General features: G+C 65.7%; 17 protein-coding genes. 10 read left to right on the top strand and 7 right to left on the bottom strand.

Features of this window, described 5'->3' with window-relative positions:
• Positions 1-5: 5 nt before the first annotated feature.
• Positions 6-1277, bottom strand: coding sequence for a phosphoribosylamine--glycine ligase (gene purD / locus ACNQS7_RS23555; protein ID WP_418014431.1), 1272 nt, complete (start codon positions 1275-1277; stop codon positions 6-8).
• Positions 1278-1377: 100 nt separating this feature from the next.
• Positions 1378-1785, bottom strand: a complete 408-nt coding sequence (locus ACNQS7_RS23550; protein WP_418014430.1) for a MarR family winged helix-turn-helix transcriptional regulator — start codon at positions 1783-1785, stop codon at positions 1378-1380.
• An 82-nt stretch (positions 1786-1867) separates the two neighbouring features.
• On the opposite strand from ACNQS7_RS23550, the gene ACNQS7_RS23545 reads away from it, so the two are divergent.
• Positions 1868-2953 (top strand): aldo/keto reductase, encoded by a 1086-nt coding sequence (locus ACNQS7_RS23545; RefSeq protein WP_418014429.1) that lies wholly within the window; start codon positions 1868-1870, stop codon positions 2951-2953.
• A gap of 3 nt (positions 2954-2956) precedes the next feature.
• Here the strand turns inward: ACNQS7_RS23545 and ACNQS7_RS23540 are convergent, their stop codons facing one another.
• The 4 genes from ACNQS7_RS23540 to ACNQS7_RS23525 are packed head-to-tail and all read right to left on the bottom strand — an operon-like array spanning position 2957 to position 6482.
• Positions 2957-3385, bottom strand: a complete 429-nt coding sequence (locus ACNQS7_RS23540) for a carboxymuconolactone decarboxylase family protein (protein ID WP_418014428.1) — start codon at positions 3383-3385, stop codon at positions 2957-2959.
• Positions 3385-4245, bottom strand: a complete 861-nt coding sequence (locus tag ACNQS7_RS23535; RefSeq protein WP_418014427.1) for an NAD(P)-dependent oxidoreductase — start codon at positions 4243-4245, stop codon at positions 3385-3387. The genes ACNQS7_RS23540 and ACNQS7_RS23535 overlap by 1 nt, the downstream gene beginning before the upstream one ends.
• Positions 4242-4991: an SDR family oxidoreductase gene (locus tag ACNQS7_RS23530; protein WP_418014426.1), complete on the bottom strand. Its 750-nt coding sequence runs from the start codon at positions 4989-4991 to the stop codon at positions 4242-4244. The genes ACNQS7_RS23535 and ACNQS7_RS23530 overlap by 4 nt, the downstream gene beginning before the upstream one ends.
• Positions 4992-5012: 21 nt before the next feature.
• Positions 5013-6482: an aldehyde dehydrogenase gene (locus ACNQS7_RS23525; RefSeq protein WP_418014425.1), complete on the bottom strand. Its 1470-nt coding sequence runs from the start codon at positions 6480-6482 to the stop codon at positions 5013-5015.
• Positions 6483-6700: 218 nt separating this feature from the next.
• On the opposite strand from ACNQS7_RS23525, the gene ACNQS7_RS23520 reads away from it, so the two are divergent.
• The 9 genes from ACNQS7_RS23520 to ACNQS7_RS23480 all read left to right on the top strand — a co-directional run bounded on the left by ACNQS7_RS23520 (position 6701) and on the right by ACNQS7_RS23480 (position 15214).
• Positions 6701-7327 (top strand): TetR/AcrR family transcriptional regulator, encoded by a 627-nt coding sequence (locus ACNQS7_RS23520; RefSeq protein WP_065050206.1) that lies wholly within the window; start codon positions 6701-6703, stop codon positions 7325-7327.
• The gene (locus tag ACNQS7_RS23515) at positions 7324-8544 is read left to right on the top strand and encodes a cytochrome P450 (protein ID WP_418014424.1); all 1221 of its coding nucleotides are present in this window, start codon (positions 7324-7326) and stop codon (positions 8542-8544) included. The genes ACNQS7_RS23520 and ACNQS7_RS23515 overlap by 4 nt, the downstream gene beginning before the upstream one ends.
• Entirely contained in the window at positions 8544-9368 is an 825-nt protein-coding gene (locus ACNQS7_RS23510) for an SDR family oxidoreductase (RefSeq protein ID WP_418014422.1), read from the top strand. Before ACNQS7_RS23515 ends, ACNQS7_RS23510 begins: the two co-directional genes overlap by 1 nt.
• The gene (locus ACNQS7_RS23505) at positions 9365-10723 is read left to right on the top strand and encodes a cytochrome P450 (protein ID WP_418014421.1); all 1359 of its coding nucleotides are present in this window, start codon (positions 9365-9367) and stop codon (positions 10721-10723) included. The genes ACNQS7_RS23510 and ACNQS7_RS23505 overlap by 4 nt, the downstream gene beginning before the upstream one ends.
• Before the next feature lie 17 nt (positions 10724-10740).
• Positions 10741-10947 carry a ferredoxin gene (locus ACNQS7_RS23500; RefSeq protein ID WP_065162368.1) on the top strand — a complete coding sequence of 69 codons (207 nt, stop codon included), beginning with the start codon at positions 10741-10743 and terminating at the stop codon, positions 10945-10947.
• Positions 10947-11492: a nuclear transport factor 2 family protein gene (locus ACNQS7_RS23495; protein ID WP_418014420.1), complete on the top strand. Its 546-nt coding sequence runs from the start codon at positions 10947-10949 to the stop codon at positions 11490-11492. Before ACNQS7_RS23500 ends, ACNQS7_RS23495 begins: the two co-directional genes overlap by 1 nt.
• Before the next feature lie 158 nt (positions 11493-11650).
• On the top strand, positions 11651-12778 hold the full coding sequence (locus tag ACNQS7_RS23490; RefSeq protein ID WP_418014419.1) for an NDMA-dependent alcohol dehydrogenase: 1128 nt from the start codon (positions 11651-11653) through the stop codon (positions 12776-12778).
• Positions 12779-12790: 12 nt separating this feature from the next.
• Complete coding sequence (locus ACNQS7_RS23485; RefSeq protein ID WP_418014418.1) at positions 12791-14782, top strand: FAD-dependent oxidoreductase; 1992 nt, start codon at positions 12791-12793, stop codon at positions 14780-14782.
• Between the two features lie 15 nt (positions 14783-14797).
• Positions 14798-15214 (top strand): ketosteroid isomerase family protein, encoded by a 417-nt coding sequence (locus ACNQS7_RS23480; RefSeq protein WP_418014417.1) that lies wholly within the window; start codon positions 14798-14800, stop codon positions 15212-15214.
• Positions 15215-15229: 15 nt separating this feature from the next.
• On the opposite strand, the gene ACNQS7_RS23475 is transcribed toward ACNQS7_RS23480, so the two are convergent.
• A complete protein-coding gene (locus tag ACNQS7_RS23475; RefSeq protein WP_418014416.1) occupies positions 15230-16672 on the bottom strand; it encodes a hypothetical protein in 1443 nt (480 codons plus the stop codon).
• Between the last annotated feature and the right edge of the window lie 49 nt (positions 16673-16721).

Below are 16721 nucleotides of genomic sequence, written 5' to 3'. Positions count from 1 at the left end.
GCCTGCTACTGGAGGCTGATCTCGCCTTCAGCCGCGCGCCGACCGATGTCGGTGCGAAAGTGGCCGCCGGGCAACCGAATCGAACCCAGGATCTCGTACGCACGGGCACGCGCTTCGGCCAGGTCCGCTCCGGTACCGACCACTGACAGCACTCGTCCCCCGGACGAGACGATCGCTCCGTCGTCACGGCGTGCGGTGCCGGCGTGCAGGATCCCGTCGGCTTCGGAGCCCACGATCACGTCGCCGACCCGCGGCCGCCCGGGATAGTTCTCGGCCGCCAGCACCACGGTCACTGCCGCGCCATCGCGCCAACGCAACTGCTCGAAGTCAGCCAGCTTTCCGCTGCCGGCGGCATGCAGTAGCTGGCCGAGCGGCGATTCCAGTAGAGCCAGCACCGCCTGAGTCTCCGGATCGCCGAAGCGGCAATTGAATTCGACCACAGCTGGACCGCTGGAGGTGATCGCCAGACCGGCGTAGAGCAGGCCGTTGAACGGGCTGCCGCGCCGGACGAGTTCGGCCGCAACGGGTTCGACGACCCGGCTGACGATCTCGCGGTAGACGTCGTCGGGCAGCCACGGCAGCGGCGCGTAGGCACCCATGCCACCAGTGTTGGGGCCGGCATCGCCGTCGCCGACCCGTTTGAAGTCCTGGGCAGGCAGCAGTGGCACCACGGTCGCGCCGTCGAGCACGCAGAACAACGAGACCTCGGGTCCGTCCAGGAACGACTCGAGCAGCACCGGATGACCCGACTCCAGCAGGCCGGCGGCGTGGGCACGAGCGGCGTCGCGGTCCGCGGTCACCACGACGCCTTTGCCGGCAGCCAGCGAGTCGTCCTTGACCACCCAGGCCGGGTCACCCGCAGGTGGCCCGAAACGTTCGAGGGCGGCGTCCAGATGCGCCGGGTTGTCGACGATCTCACTGGCCGCTGTCCGGACCCCGGCCGCGGCCATCACCTCCTTGGCGAAGGCCTTGGACCCCTCGATCCGCGCCGCGTCCTTGCCGGGACCGAAGCACACGATGCCGGCGGCGCGCAGGGCGTCCGCCACCCCCAGCACCAACGGCACCTCGGGTCCGATCACCACCAGGTCGGCCTCGACCTTGCGCGCCAGGCCCACGACCTGATCAGCGGAGGTGACATCGACGTCGTACTGCTCGGCCAGCCGGGCGGTGCCCGCATTGCCAGGGGCAACGATCAGCCCTGTGACCTGCGGGTCTCTACTGAGCGCCAGCAGGAGGGCATGTTCACGGGCACCGGAGCCGATCACCAGGACGCGCACGACAGGTCAGACTATCTGACGCCGAGCAGACACAAAATCGCACGTTTCGCGAAGCGAACGTGCGATTTTGTGTCTGCTCGCCAGGCTTCGGGACATCCCGCTAGACAATCTTTTCCAGCAGGTCCCTGAGGTCGTGCTGCTGCCTCACGGTAAGCCGGCCGAGGCGCTTGTCGAACTCCTCCGACAACAGCGCCAGACCCTTGGTGGCGGCCCGGCGTCCCTCCGGGGTGAGCAGCAGGCGATGGCGCCGCAGGTCGGTGGGGTCGATTTCGCGGCGCACGAATTTCGCCGCTTCCAGCCGTTTGAGGTAGAGCGTGACGGTTGCCTTGGGCATGCTCAACGCTGTCGCGAGTTCGGCCGGGTAAGGGTGCTCGTCGATCTCGGCGAGCAGGAACAACTCTTTGGACTCCAGCCCCAGCGCGCTGATGCGGGGTTCCGCGCACGAGATGACGGACAGCAGGACCCGATAGTTGAGCGACCAGATCTTGGCCGCGTCGACTGCAGACATCGACTTGCCAGATCGTTCAGTCGTGAACTAGTTTATTGATGAACAATCGCATAGTCGAACAACTTACCAGAAAGCGGGCGCTATGCCTCTGGATCAATACGTGACACTCGGTCGATCGGGATTGCGGGTCAGCCCGTTGTGCCTGGGCGCGATGACCTTCGGTGAAGATCTCGGCTGGGGCACCAGCGTCGAAGAGTCTCAACAGATCATCGACCGGTACCTCGAACTCGGCGGCAACTTCATCGACACCGCCAACTTCTACACGCGCAGCCACTCCGAGAAGATCATCGGCGATCACATCGGGCGGCATCCGGAACGGCGCGACCGCGTGGTGATCGCCACCAAATTCAGCGGCAATCTATACCCTGGCGACCCCAACGGCGGCGGGTCCGGCCGCAAGTCGGTGATCAAGGCCTGCGAGAACTCGTTGCGACGCTTGCAGACCGACTACATCGACCTCTACTGGCTGCACATGTGGGATCAGAACACGCCCATCGAGGAGACCATGGCCGCACTCGACGACCTGGTTCGGGCCGGCAAGGTGCGTTATCTCGGTGTGTCGGACACCCCGGCGTGGAAGATCGTGGAAGCCAACCTGATTGCCCGCTTCCGCGGCTGGTCCTCGTTCGTCGGCTTGCAGATCGAGTATTCGTTGCTGGAACGCACCGTCGAGCAGGAACTCGTCCCGATGGCTGCGGAGTTCGGGCTCGGCATCACTCCCTGGTCGCCACTGAAAGGCGGTGTGCTGAGCGGAAAGTACACGCGCGCCAATGCCGACCGACAAGAGTCCGGCCGCGGTGCCATGGTCGACACCTTCCTCAACGAGGAGACGTACGCCCTGATCGACGAACTCGAGGTCATCGCCCGAGCGCACGACACCGCGGTTTCCAGCGTTGCGCTGGCGTGGCTGCAGGCAAGGCGCGCGGTGACGTCCATCATCATTGGGGCACGCCGGCTTTCGCAGTTCGACGAGAACGTGCGGGCGGTGGACGTGAACCTCACGGCCGACGACATCGCGCGGCTGGACGCTCTGACCAGGCCGGCTTTCGGTTTTCCGCAGAGCATGATCGAGATGGCGCCGGGCATCCTCAACGGCGGCACGTCGGTCAATGGCGTGTCGGCGCCGATCTCGGAGTACGTGATGCCGGCGGGAGGTCGCCCCTACTGACAGCTAGTCGCCCGCGTTCATCTTCAGGGCGCGCTCGACGTTGGCCTTCTTGTCTTCCTCCGCACCCTTGGCCGCGGCCTTACGCCGCCTCGCCACGACCGTGTCGACGGCGCCATTGAGCGCCGAACCCAGCGGGAAACCAAGGTAATGCGTGAGGAACAGAGCCATCTCCTTCAGCTCGGTCTCGCTGAGTTCCTCGTTGAGCAGTGCGGCGTTGATCTGGATCTCGGCCAGGTCGCGATTGCCGACAGCGGTGACCGCGGTCAGGGTCATGATGCGCTTGTCCCGCATCGACAAGCCGGGCCGGGTCCAGATGGAACCGAACAGGTGGTCCACCGTCAGGTCGAAGTAGGGGTCGCCCTCGATGTTGGGCATCTCCCAGCCGTAGACCTCGTTCATCTTGTCCAGGCCCTTACGGCGCAGTTCGTCCATCACGCGTCCTTCTCTTCGTCGTGCGGTACTCCGAGGCCCGGGGCCAGCCGTTCCAGCGCCAGCTCAGCCAACGGCAGGTTGACCGAAACCGATTCGGCCAGGGCCAGTGCCAGACTCAGGTCCTTCTCGCCCAAACCACGGGTGTGCATGAACCCGTCGTACAGAAAATGTCCTGGCTCAAGATCTTTCGTGTCGTCGCGATACATGATCGAACCGGCTCCCCCGGTCAGCTTGTCCGTGTGACGCACCACGTTGCCTAAGTCCTGCAGATTCAAGCCGGCGGCTTCGGCCAGCTTCCACGCCTCTCCCACCGCCGCGTACGTGGTGAAGGTGAGCATGTTGCGCGCCAACTTCATCCGCGTGCCCGCTCCGGGCGGCCCGGCATGTACTACCAGCTCCGCCCAATGCTCGAAAGGTTCCTTGACACGGGCGAATACCTCATCGCTGGCCCCGACCATGGTTGCCAGCTGACCGAAACGCGCGGCCCGACCGCCACCGCTGACGGGCGCATCGATGACATGAATGTCCTGCGGTTGCAGCTCACGCGCCAACTCCTCAGCGGTGGTGTCGCTGATCGTGGAGTGGATCGCGATGATGGTGCCAGGCTTGGCGCCGGCAACCAGCTCACGCACCACGTCGCGGACTTGTTCATCGTTGAGCACCGTCACGCTGATGATGTCGGCCTCGGCGACGGCGGTAACGCTATCGGCGAGGTGGGCACCCCGTTCAGAGAAGGGGGCCATCGCTTCGGCACGGATGTCGTAGACCGTTAGTCCGCCCGGCCACTCGCTCATCTTCTTGGCCATCGGGGCGCCCATGTTCCCCAGACCGATGTATCCCAGCTTCAGATGAGAGCTCATGACCGGATGATCTGTCCGCCGTCGACGTTGAAGATCTGCCCGGTGATCCAGCGGGCCTGATCACTCAACAGGAACAGGCACATGCCCACCAGGTCCTCCGGAGTTCCCATGCGCGACAAAGGAAGACCCTTGACGATGTCGTCGACGATCTCCTTGGGCGTGGTGGTCCGATTGGCCTCGGTATCGATCGGTCCGGGTGCGATCGCGTTGATCCGGATGTTCTGGCCGCCCAGTTCCCGGGACAGTTGTTGGGTGAGGCCGTTGATCCCGACCTTGGCCAGGCCATAGAAGTTGGCGTACAGCCACGCCGCCGTGGACGACTGGTTGACGATCGCCCCTCCCCCTCGCTTGGCCATCTTCTTGTAGACCGCGCGCGTGCACCACAGGGCGCCATCGAGATTCACGCTCATGAATCTCTTGTAGTACTCCGGGTCCACGGTGAGCAGGAAGTCCAGTTTCATCCCACCGAAGATCGCGGCGTTGTTGACCAGGTAGTCGATGCCGCCGAACTCGGCCAGGGTGCGATCGGCCATCGCTTTGGCCGAGGCCGGGTCGGACACATCCACCGGGACGCTGATGGCGGTACCGCCGTCGGCGACGATCTGCTTGGCCACCCCCTCGGCCGCTTCGGCATTGATGTCGGCCACCACCACCGCGGCGCCCGCACGGGCCAGCGCCTCGACGTATGCCTGGCCGATACCGCCGCCGGACCCGGTGACGATGGCTACCTTGTTTTCGAACTGCACGCTGGTCTCCCTAATTCACTTTCAAATAGCCGAAGTCGCAATGGTTTTGATTTCCAGGTATTCTTCGAATCCGGCCAGGCCCATTTCGCGGCCGTTGCCGGACTGCTTGTATCCGCCGAATGGCGCGTCCGCGGAGTACCAGACACCGCCGTTGACATTGACGGTGCCAACCCGCATCCGCGACGCGAACCGGGCGGCCCGGTCTGCGTCCGCACTGAAAACGGTGCCGGACAAGCCATATGGCGAGTCGTTGGCAATGCGCAGCGCGTCCTCGTCACCGTCGTGCGCGATCACGGTGAGCACGGGCCCGAAGATCTCCTCCCGGGCGACCCGGGCGTCGTTGCCCAGACCCGCGATCACGGTGGGTTCGATGAAGTAGCCGACATCGCGTGACGCCGGCCGGCCACCACCGCAGGCGAAGGACCCGCCCTCGGCGATCGCCGAGTCCAGGTAACTCTGCACGCGGTCCCGCTGGCGCGCGGAGATGACTGGGCCGCAGACGGTTCCGGGGTCGTTAGGATCGCCCGGTTTGATTCCCCCCATGGTTCCCGCTGCAGCCGCGACGGCGTCGTCGTAATGCGCTCGCGGAACGACCAATCGGGTGGTGATCGCACAACCCTGCCCGGCGTGCATGGACGCGGTGAACCCCGCCATTGCGCACGCACCGGCCAGATCGGCGTCGTCGAGCACCACAAACGCCGACTTCCCACCCAGCTCCAGGAACACCTTCTTGATGGTGGCGGCCGCGTCACTCATCACGCTACGGCCGGTGGCGGTGGAGCCGGTGAACGAAATCATGTCCACCCGAGGGTCCTTGGCGAGCAACGCGCCCACGCTGTGGTCGCTGGAGGTGATGATGTTGACCACGCCCGGCGGAATGTCGGTGTGCTCGGCGATGAGCTCGCCGAGTACCGCCGCGCACCAGGGAGTGTCGGGCGCCGGCTTCAACACGATCGTGTTGCCCGCCGCGAGAGCCGGACCCAACTTGGCAAGGTTGATCTGATGCGGGAAGTTCCACGGCGTAATGGCGCCGACGACACCCACTGCCTCCCGGGCGATGGTGCGCCGGGTCGGGATGCCCATCGGGGCCGCCTGCCCGAGATCCTGGTTCCAGACATAGTTTTCGGCGGTGTCGGCCGCGAACGCCAGGTCGTTGACCGGACCCTCCAGCTGGGCCATCGAGGTGAGCATCCGCGGCGCGCCGACTTCGGAAATCGTCAGCTCGCGCAACTCTTCGGTGTGCTGCTGCATCGCTTCGCGCAACTGCCGGATGCACCGCACCCGCAGTTCGGTGTTGCGTGACCAGTCGGTGTCGTCGAAGGCACGCCGCGCCGCGTCGATGGCGCGGCCCATGTCTTGAGCGTTGGCGTCCGCCGCTACGCCCAGCACCTCCTCGGTAGCCGGATTGGCAGTGGGGAAGGTGCCCGCGCTGCCTTCCGAGAACTTGCCGTCGATGAACAGTGCACTCACGCCGTCGGCCAACAGGGCCATCTACCACTCCCACCACATGCGCTCAGCCGTCCGCAGCCGAGTCCTCATCCTGAATGGACAACTGTCCGATATCGTTCCTTCGAACCATAGCGCCGCAGTCGCCACGGGTGCAAGAGCCGATCCGCAGGCCAACGGCAATTCGCCAGCTCTATGTACTTGACGTGCATATTCGCGTACGGGGCTTGCTTCACGCCGCGGCCATCCTCTAGTTTGGACATGTGTCCAGTGATGCTGTGGTTTCGGTAGCCGACCAGGCTCAGCACCCGGCCGGCAGGACCCCGCGGAACCGCCGCCAGGAGGAAACCTTCCGCAAGGTGCTGGCCGCCGGCATGGAGACCATGCGGGAGAACTCCTACGCGGACCTGACCGTCCGCATGGTGGCCGCCAAGGCGAAAGTGGCGCCGGCCACCGCGTACACGTACTTCTCGTCCAAGAACCACCTGATCGCCGAGGTCTACCTCGATCTGGTGCGGCACGTGCCGTTCTTCACCGACGTCAACGTCGCGATGCACACCCGGGTGGACCAGGCGTTGCGGCACCTGGCGCTGGTCGTCGCCGACGAACCCGAAGTGGGCGCGGCGTGCACGGCCGCGTTGCTGGGCGGCGGCACAGACCCCGCGGTACGCGCCGTCCGCGACCGGATCGGCGCGGAGATCCACCGCCGCATCGCCTCGGCCATCGGACCCGGCGCCGAGGCCGGCACGGTGTCCGCGCTGCAGATGGCCTTCTACGGCGCTCTGGTCCAGGCCGGCAGCGGCGAGTTCACCTATCACGAGATCGCCGACCGGTTGGCGGACGTGGTGAGCCTCATCCTGACCGGAGCCGAGAAAGGCGGTGATGCATGACGATTCACGTGGGGGATCCGGAATTGATACTGGACCCATACGATTACGACTTCCACGAGGACCCGTACCCCTACTACCGGCGGTTGCGCGACGAGGCCCCGCTCTACCACAACGAATCGCTCGGTTTCTGGGCCGTGTCGCGGCACACCGACGTGCACCAAGGCTTCCGCAACAGCACCACGCTGTCCAACCGCGACGGCGTTTCACTGGACCCGGTGTCCCGGGGGCCGCACGCGTCGAAGACGATGTCGTTCCTGGCCATGGACGATCCGGCCCACCTTCGGCTGCGAACCCTGGTGTCTAAAGGGTTCACCCCCAGGCGAATTCGCGAACTCGAGCCCCGGGTAACCGAACTCGCCGTGCAGCACCTCGACGTCATGCTGGACAAAGCCGCCTCCGGCGGCACGGTGGACTACGTCGCCGAGTTCGCCGGCAAGCTCCCGATGGACGTGATCTCGGAACTGATGGGCGTGCCGCTGGAAGACCGTGACCGCATCCGCGCCTGGGCCGACGGCGTCATGCACCGCGAGGACGGCGTCACCGACGTGCCGGCCTCGGCGATCGAGGCGTCGATCAACCTGATCGTTTACTACCAGAGCATGATTGCCGAACGCCGCAAGAAGCTGACCGACGACCTGACTTCGGCGCTGCTGGAAGCCGAGATCGACGGCGACCGGCTGACCGACGAGGAGATCCTCGGGTTCATGTTCCTGATGGTCATCGCGGGAAACGAGACGACCACCAAACTCCTTGCCAACGCCGCTTTCTGGGGCCACAAGAACCCCGGGCAACTGACGCCGGTCTATGACGACCTGTCTCGGATCCCGCTGTGGGTCGAGGAAACGCTGCGGTACGACACGTCCAGCCAGATCCTGGCCCGTACCGTTTCCGGTCCGCTGGAGTTATATGACACCACCATCCCCGAAGGCGACGTGTTGTTACTGTTGCCCGGTTCGGCCCATCGCGACGAGCGCGTGTTCGACCAGCCTGACGATTTCCTGATCGGCCGTGACATCGGCTCCAAGCTCTTGAGTTTCGGCAGTGGCGCCCACTTCTGTCTGGGGGCCCATCTGGCCCGGATGGAGGCGCGGGTGGCGCTGACCGAGTTGTTCAAGCGAATCCGCGGATACGAGGTGGACGAGGCCAACGCCGTCCGCGTCCACTCCAGCAATGTCCGCGGATTCGCTCACCTGCCCGTCACCGTGGAGGTTCGCTGATGCCCCGCTTTGAGCCGCATCCCGCACGCCGACCCGCTATCGTCGCGGGCGCGTCCTCGGGTATCGGTGCCGCGACCGCGATTGAGCTTGCCACTCATGGCTTTCCGGTGGCGCTGGGAGCGCGGCGGGTGGAGAAGTGTCAGGAACTCGTCGACAAGATCCGCGCAGCGGGCGGCGAAGCGGTGGCACTGCCACTGGACGTCACCGACCCGGAATCGGTCAAAGACTTCGTGCGGCAAGCTACCGAACAGCTCGGAGACATCGAGGTGCTGGTCGCCGGCGCCGGTGACACGTATTTCGGCAAGCTGCACGAGATCGACAGCGAGGCTTTCGAATCGCAGCTGCAGATCCACTTGATCGGGGCGAATCGGCTTGCCACGTCCGTGCTTCCGGGGATGCTCGAGCGCCAGCGAGGCGACCTGATCTTCGTGGGTTCCGATGTCGCGTTGCGGCAGCGCCCGCACATGGGAGCCTACGGGGCGGCCAAGGCCGGACTGATCGCCATGGTCACCAACCTGCAGATGGAACTGGAGGGCACCGGCGTGCGTGCGTCGATCGTCCACCCCGGCCCGACCAAGACGGGAATGGGCTGGAGCCTGCCTGCCGAGTTGATCGGCCCGGCGCTCGAGGACTGGGCCAAATGGGGCCAGGCACGGCACGACTACTTCCTGCGGGCTTCCGATCTGGCGCGGGCGATCACCTTTGTCGCCGAGACGCCGCGGGGCGGGTTCGTGGTGAACATGGAGCTTCAGCCCGAAGCGCCGTTGACGACCACCAAAGAGCGCCAGCAACTGAAAGTCGATGAGAAAGCCCTGAATTCATGACCACCACACTTAACGTGCCGCGGGTGTCCGGCGGCGAAGAAGAACACGGCCATCTCGAAGAGTTCCGCACCGACCCGATCGGCCTGATGCAGCGGGTGCGCGACGAATGCGGCGACGTCGGCTGGTTCCAGCTGGCCGGCAAGCACGTCATCCTGCTCACCGGCGCCGGCGCCAACGAGTTCTTCTTCCGTTCGGCCGACGAGGATCTGGACCAGGCCGAGGCCTACCCGTTCATGACACCGATCTTCGGCAAGGGCGTGGTGTTCGACGCCAGCCCGGAGCGGCGCAAGGAAATGCTACACAACTCGGCGCTGCGTGGCGAGCACATGAAGGGCCACGCCGTAACCATCGAGGGCGAAGTGCGAAAGATGGTGGCCGACTGGGGTGACGAAGGCGAGATCGACCTGCTCGACTTCTTCGCCGAGCTGACCATCTACACCTCGACCGCCTGCCTGATCGGGTTGAAGTTCCGCAACCAGCTGGACTCCCGGTTCGCGCACTTCTACCACCAGCTGGAACGGGGCACCGACCCGCTGTGCTACGTCGATCCCTATCTGCCGATCGAGAGCTTCCGCATCCGCGACGAATCCCGCGTGGGCCTGGTGGCGCTGGTGCAGGAGATCATGGACCAGCGAATTGCCAACCCGCCCACGGACAAAAGCGATCGCGACATGCTCGATGTGCTGGTGTCCATCAAGGACGAGGACGGCAACCTCCGGTTCTCCGCCGACGAGGTCACCGGCATGTTCATCTCACTGATGTTCGCCGGCCACCACACCAGTTCGGGCACCTCGGCCTGGACGCTGATCGAGTTGATGCGCCACCCCGAGGCCTACGCGGATGTCGTCAAGGAACTCGACGAACTGTACGCCGACGGCCAGGAGGTGAGTTTCCATGCGCTGCGCCAGATCCCGAAGCTGGAGAACGTGCTCAAGGAGACACTGCGGCTGCACCCGCCGTTGATCATCCTGATGCGGGTGGCCCAGGGCGAGTTCGAGGTGGAGGGATACCCAATTCACAAGGGCGACTTCGTCGCCGCGTCCCCGGCGATCTCCAATCGGATCCCGGAAGACTTCCCCGATCCCGACGCTTTCGATCCCGACCGTTATGAGAAGCCCCGGCAGGAAGACCTGGTCAACCGCTGGACCTGGATTCCGTTCGGCGCCGGTCGGCACCGCTGCGTGGGCGCCGCGTTCGCCCAGATGCAGATCAAGGCGATCTTCTCGGTTCTGTTGCGCGAGTACGAGTTCGAGATGGCGCAGCCCGCCGACAGCTACCACAACGACCACTCCAAGATGGTGGTGCAGCTGGCCCGGCCCGCCAAGGTCCGCTACCGCAAGCGCGCTCAGGCATAACCGCAAGGGAATCCAAGATGGCATTCAGGATTGAAGCGGATCTGGACCTGTGCCAGGGGCACGCCATGTGTGAGCTCGAGGCACCGGACTACTTCCGGGTGCCCAAGCGCGGCAAGGTCGAGATCATCGACGCCGAGCCGCCGGAAGACGCCCGCGACGAGGTCGAGCGGGCCGTCGAATCTTGTCCCACCCAAGCCCTGTTCATCAAAGAGAAGGAAAGCTGATGGCGTCACACCCGCGCGAGGTCCTGGAAGACTGGGTAGAACGCTGGCTGGAGGTCAACCGGGAGGCCGAGCGGAACGGCGACTGGAAACCGCTGGCCGACTTCTATGCCGACGACGCGACCTACGGCTGGAACATCGGCCCCAAAGAGGACGTGATGTGCGTCGGCATCGACGAGATCCGCGACATCGCCCTGGGCCTGGAAATGGAGGGGCTGGAGAACTGGCAGTACCCGTACCAGAAAGTCCTCATCGACGACAAGCAGGGCGAGATCGTCGGGTTCTGGAAGCAGGTCGCCATCGACTCCGACGGCGGCCGCTCGGAGATCTACGGCATCGGCGGTAGCTGGTTCCGGCTCAACGCCGACGCCAAGATCGAGTGGCAACGCGACTTCTTTGACTTCGGCCACGTCCAGGCCCTGTACCTGGACCTGATGAAGGCCGGAAAGCTGTCCCCGGGGATGCAGAAGCGCATCGAGCGCAGCCTGGCCGGCGAGAAATTGCCGGGGTACTACCCCCTGGGTGAGGCGCCGGCACCCATCTGGTGAGCCGGCCCAACCGTCAGCCGCACCCAACCAAGCATTTGATTTGTTAAACGCGCTATGCTGACACCTCAGGAGTGCCCTGTGGCACTCATCACCACCGTGCCGGGCATCATGGGGCCAGGCACTACTCAATTCAAAGGCGAAATGGGGTCAGGTCCACCGTGAAGACAAAAGGCGCACTGATCTGGGAATTCAACCAGCCGTGGTCCATCGAGGACATCGAAATTGGCGACCCCGCCAAGGACGAGGTCAAGATCCAGATGGAAGCGGCCGGCATGTGCCACTCGGATCACCACCTGGTGACCGGCGGCATCCCGATGGCCGGCTTCCCCGTACTCGGTGGCCATGAGGGCGCCGGCATCGTCACCGAGGTCGGCCCCGGCGTGGAGGACATCGCCCCGGGCGACCACGTCGTGCTGTCCTTCATCCCGTCCTGTGGGCAGTGCCCGACCTGTCAGTCGGGCATGCGCAACCTGTGCGACCTGGGCGCCGGACTGCTGGCCGGCGCGGCCGTCAGCGACGGCACCTTCCGCATCCAGGCCCGCGGCCAGAACGTCTTCCCGATGACGCTGCTCGGGACCTTCTCCCCGTACATGGTCGTGCACCGCAGCTCGGTGGTGAAGATCGACCCGTCCGTCCCGTTCGAAGTGGCCGCGCTGGTCGGTTGCGGCGTCACCACCGGTTACGGCTCGGCGGTCCGCACCGCTGACATCCGGCCGGGCCAGGACGTCGCGATCGTCGGCGTCGGCGGAGTCGGCATGGCCGCCCTGCAGGGCGCGGTCGCCGCGGGCGCGCGCTACATCTTCGCGATCGACCCGGTGGAGTGGAAGCGCGACCAGGCGCTGAAGTTCGGTGCCACCCACGTCTACCCCGACATCAACGCCGCTCTGATGGGCATCATGGAGGTCACCTACGGGCTGATGGCCCACAAGGTGGTCGTGACCGTCGGCGAGCTGCACGGTGCCGACATCGACAACTACCTCAACATCACCCAAAAGGGCGGCACCTGCGTGCTGACCGCCATCGGCAGCCTGCTCGACACCAACGTCAACCTCAATCTCGCGATGCTGACGCTGATGCAGAAGAACCTGCAGGGCACCATCTTCGGCGGCGGGAACCCGCAGTACGACATCCCGCAGCTGCTGTCGATGTACAAGGCCGGCAAGCTGAACCTGGACGACATGGTCACCACCCAGTACCGCCTCGAGCAGATCAACGAGGGCTACCAGGACATGCTGGAGGGCAAGAACATTCGCGGCGTCATCCGCTACACGGACGCTGATCGGTAACCCTGGTCCTGAGTGACCAGCTTTCCGCACCTGTTGGCGCCGGGGCGAATCGGCGCCATGACGGTGCGCAACCGGGTGGTCATGTCTCCGATGGAGACGATGTACGGCACCCCGGACGGATTACCGTCTGAGCGCACCCGTGACTACTTCGCCGCCCGCGCCAGGGGCGGTGTCGGTCTGATCACGCTGGGCGCCACCGGAGTTGACCCGCAGCACCCGGAAACGCCGGGCGGTCTGCACCTGGGCACCGACGACGCTGTGCACGCGCACCGGGCATTGGTGGACGAGGTGCACGAACACGGCGCCAAGATCCAACCGCAGATCGTGCACGCCGGGCCCGACGGACTGGGACCGGAGATGTTCGGCGCGACGTCGCTGGGGCCGTCGGTAATTCCGTCGTACCTCACCGGCCGTCCGTCGGTGGAGATCACCAGCGCGCAACTCACCGCGGTGCTCGATCTGTTCAAAGCCGCCGCGCGGCGGGCCGTCGAAGCGGGCTACGACGGTATCGAGCTGCACGCCGCACACGGCTACATGCTGCTGGGATCCTTCCTTGCGCCGCAACGAAATCGACGCACCGACTGCTACAGCGGCCACACCGCGCACGGCAGGCTGCGGGTGGTGCTGGAGGCGCTGTCCGCGATCCGCTACGAAATCGGCGACGCCCTGCCGATCACCTTGCGCATCTCCGGGTACGAACGCGTCGCGGGCGGGCGGCCCATCTACGAAACCGCCCGGATGGCACCGGAACTCGTCGCGGCGGGAGTCGATGCGTTCCACGTCAGCGGCGGTGTGATCGACCGGCTGGTCACCGGCATGGTCAACGGCGCCGACGACGGTGACGAGGTCAACGTGGGCGCCGCTGCTGCCGTCAAGCAGGTCGTCGACGTCCCGGTGATCGCCGTCGGCCGCATCCACGACCCCGTCCGGGCTGAGCAGATCCTGGCCGACGGGCGCGCCGACTTCATCGCCATGGGCCGGCCGTTGCTGGCCGATCCCGACCTGCCGGCCAAGCTCGGACGCGGACAGCCGGAGCGGGTTCGCAAGTGCATCTCCTGCGAAAACTGCATCGACGCAATGGAACAACGCTTCTCGGTCGACTGCGCGGTGAATCCCCGGACCGGCAGGGAACGCGCGCTCGCGGCGCCTGCCGCGGCTCGCGCCAAACGGGTGGCGGTGATCGGTGGTGGACCGGCGGGGCTGGAAGCGGCGCGGGTGGCTGCCGAACGCGGGCACCGTGTGACACTTTTCGAGCGTGGCCGGCAACTGGGCGGAGCACTGCGCTGGGCAAGCATGCTGCACCCCGAGAACCAGCCATTCCTGCGATACCTGCGCCGGGAGATCGAACTGAGCGGCACCGAAGTGCTTCTGGGGCGCAATGTTTCGGCATACGACGTCGCCGCGTCGGCACCGGACGCGGTCGTGGTGGCCACCGGTGGCCGGGTCGCCGTGCCGGCCCTGCCGGGCGCCGACCTACCGCATGTGCACACCGGCCCAGGTCTGCGGAAAATGCTTGACGGCCGGCGGTTTGTGCGGCCAGGCGCGGTGCGGATGGCCAGCCGCGCGTGGATGCCGTTCGGTCGCCGGGTGACCATCATCGGTGGCGACCTGGTGGCCCTCGAGTTGGCTGAATTCCTTGCGGCGCGTGGACGATTGGTGTCGATACTGGAGGGCGGCAAGGACATCGCCCCCGAGATCGGCACCAAGCGCAAGACCGAACACACCGACCGCCTGGACCGGTTGGGCGTCACCGTCCACGTCCGCGCCGAGGTCGAGCGAATCACTCGGGACGCGGTGGTGTTCACACCGGCCGGCGGCGTCAGGCGACAACTGGCCACCGACAGCGTCGTCATCGCGGGCAGCGTCGAACCGGACACCGGAATGTTCGACGCACTGACTGACGCCCTGCCCGGTACCCCTATTCACGCCGCCGGTGACTGCACCGGGCTGGGCCTGATCCGCAAAGCCACCGAAGACGGCGCTCGCGCCGCGTGTGCAATCTAGAGAAGGAGATCCGCAATGACGCAAACCACCCAATCCCCCGCACTGACCGCGTCGCAGTCGTCCTGGCGCTGCGTGCAGGCCCACGACCGGGAGGGCTGGCTGGCGCTCATGGCCGACGACGTGGTCGTCGAGGACCCGATCGGCAAGTCCGTCACCAACCCGGACGGCACCGGAGTTAAGGGCAAGGAAGGCGTCGCCACCTTCTACGACACCAACATCGCGGCGAATCAGCTGACGATCACCTGCGAGGAGACCTTTCCCTCCAGCTCGCCCAACGAGATCGCCCATATCCTGGTGCTGCACAGCAAGTTCGAGGGCGGCTTCACCAGCGAGGTGCGCGGCGTGTTCACCTACCGCGTCAACGACGAAGGGCTGATCGACAGCATGCGCGGGTACTGGAACCTCGAGATGATGAAGTTCGCGCAGGAGTGAGGCCACGCTCGGCAATCAGCCGATGCGCCCGATTCCGGTGATGTTTCCCTGCATGATCTTGCCGCCCATCAGCACCATGCACGCCGTCTGAATCGGGTCGCTGAGGATCGTGGCCGACTTCGGCTGCTGATGCACCACTCTGCCGGTGGACGGGTCGATGACCGCGTAGGCGAACACGTCCAACGGCGTGGTCTGGTCGAACCCGATCCGGGTGATCGTGTAGATCAGGCCGTCGCCGGTGGACAGGTGCGGCAGCGCGGCGCTTCGAACCTTGCTCTCCCACACGGTATGACAACCCGGACCCGGACTGTCCATGTCCACCCGGGTCATCCCGCCGACGAACGGCGCCGTCGGCGGCACCGCCGGACCCGCGCCCGGCGGGACGGCCGGATAGGGGTAGCCGTACGTGCTGGCGATGAACATCGAGTTGCCGGCTCCGATCGGCGAGTTCTCGCTGCCCGGTCCACCCTGCGTGAGAACGGTCTGCTGGCAGACCACGTTGCCGGTGCCGGATTGGTAGACCATGGCGTGCACCTGCGGCTCGGCGTTATCGACGATGGTCACGTAATCGGCACCGGTGGGACCGAAATAGGTTGGGGTGGAACCGGTTCCCCAGCTCAATTGGCCGGGCTTGCGGGCGGGTCCGCGGTCGTAGTTCTGGCTCCACATGACCTGGGGATTGCCACCGCCGTTGAGGTTGATCTCGTAGATCGCGAAGGTCGTGGCCACGGCGATGCGGTTGAGCGGCGATGCCGAGATGCTGTTGGCCACTTGCTGTCCGGCGGGCAGCTGCAGACTGGCAACGCCCCCAGCGGCTTTCGCGACGCCGACCACGCCGCCGGCGGTCGCGAACCAGACATTGCCCTGATAGTCGGGCACGACGCCGACGGAGCTGTCGCCGGGCGGTATGACGCTGGACAGGTCGGTGTTCTGGGTGACGCCCAACTGCCAGCGGCCCCGTTCATCCTTCGCATGCGTGATGCGCAGCAAGCGGTTGTTGCCGTCGATCAGCACCATCTCGTTGTTGTTGTCCAGGTAGGCATAAACGCCGCCGAGCAGGCCGCCTTTGACAATGTCCATGCTGGCCAACGGAATTATCTGCGGGAGGATGCCGCCGGGATCGATCAGATGCAGCACCGGAGCCTGCTGGGTGATCGTGGTGCACAGCGCCAGCACCAGACCGTCGGTGCCCTGGGTGATCGTCGGGCAGGCGGCCAACAACGGGTAGGCGAAGACCGGCGCCAGGCGTGCACCGGGACCGGGAAGCGGTCCCGCATCTGCCGATCCGGCGTCGTTGTGCATCGAGGCCAGGCCGTTCGGCGCCATGTACGGGTTGGGCGGGCCCAGCGGCCCGAACGCATCGGCGGCCCGGGCCGGCGTGATTGCGGGTACCAGGGACACCGCGCATGCGGTCAGCACCGCCACCGGAATCGCCAGCAGCGCTTTGGGAAAACGCACCAAGGTCGCCTCCCGTTAATTAGGTCACCTGGGATTTTGGCGGTCCTTG

This window comes from Mycobacterium sp. 23, assembly GCF_048287075.1.
GTDB classification, from domain to species: domain Bacteria; phylum Actinomycetota; class Actinomycetes; order Mycobacteriales; family Mycobacteriaceae; genus Mycobacterium; species Mycobacterium gordonae_B.
Note: the sequence above shows the minus strand (reverse complement) of the source record. Positions and strands in the feature narration are given on the sequence as shown.

Coding starts and splice junctions, on each gene's coding strand:
- ACNQS7_RS23550 (WP_418014430.1), bottom strand. CDS start 1,785: ATGTCTGCAGTCGACGCGGCCAAGATCTGGTCGCTCAACTATCGGGTC.
- ACNQS7_RS23545 (WP_418014429.1), top strand. CDS start 1,868: ATGCCTCTGGATCAATACGTGACACTCGGTCGATCGGGATTGCGGGTC.
- ACNQS7_RS23540 (WP_418014428.1), bottom strand. CDS start 3,385: ATGGACGAACTGCGCCGTAAGGGCCTGGACAAGATGAACGAGGTCTAC.
- ACNQS7_RS23535 (WP_418014427.1), bottom strand. CDS start 4,245: ATGAGCTCTCATCTGAAGCTGGGATACATCGGTCTGGGGAACATGGGC.
- ACNQS7_RS23525 (WP_418014425.1), bottom strand. CDS start 6,482: ATGGCCCTGTTGGCCGACGGCGTGAGTGCACTGTTCATCGACGGCAAG.
- ACNQS7_RS23515 (WP_418014424.1), top strand. CDS start 7,324: ATGACGATTCACGTGGGGGATCCGGAATTGATACTGGACCCATACGAT.
- ACNQS7_RS23510 (WP_418014422.1), top strand. CDS start 8,544: ATGCCCCGCTTTGAGCCGCATCCCGCACGCCGACCCGCTATCGTCGCG.
- ACNQS7_RS23505 (WP_418014421.1), top strand. CDS start 9,365: ATGACCACCACACTTAACGTGCCGCGGGTGTCCGGCGGCGAAGAAGAA.
- ACNQS7_RS23500 (WP_065162368.1), top strand. CDS start 10,741: ATGGCATTCAGGATTGAAGCGGATCTGGACCTGTGCCAGGGGCACGCC.
- ACNQS7_RS23495 (WP_418014420.1), top strand. CDS start 10,947: ATGGCGTCACACCCGCGCGAGGTCCTGGAAGACTGGGTAGAACGCTGG.
- ACNQS7_RS23480 (WP_418014417.1), top strand. CDS start 14,798: ATGACGCAAACCACCCAATCCCCCGCACTGACCGCGTCGCAGTCGTCC.